At 48.3% G+C, this 240-nt stretch carries 1 pseudogene; it reads right to left on the bottom strand.

Annotated elements, in window-relative coordinates:
* Positions 1-240, bottom strand: a pseudogene (locus tag AAEY94_RS20825) (polyribonucleotide nucleotidyltransferase); the annotation flags it as partial.

The following is a 240-nucleotide window of genomic DNA, read 5'->3' as shown; positions in this document are numbered from 1 at the left end:
GCGTGATACCTTCGATCTTGATATCCATCTGTAGCGCAGTGATACCGTCTTTAGAACCCGCAACTTTAAAGTCCATATCGCCAAGATGATCTTCGTCACCCAAGATGTCAGACAAGACCGCAAAACGCTCGCCTTCTTTGACTAGACCCATAGCGATACCAGCGACTGGGGCTTTGATTGGGACACCCGCATCCATTAATGCAAGACTTGCACCGCAAACAGAAGCCATAGATGATGAAC

Origin of the sequence: Shewanella sp. AC34-MNA-CIBAN-0136, assembly GCF_040309945.1 — a bacterium.
Taxonomy (GTDB): Bacteria; Pseudomonadota; Gammaproteobacteria; order Enterobacterales; family Shewanellaceae; genus Shewanella.
The sequence above is the reverse complement of the archived record's forward strand: the minus strand, read 5'-3'. Positions and strand labels throughout refer to the sequence as shown.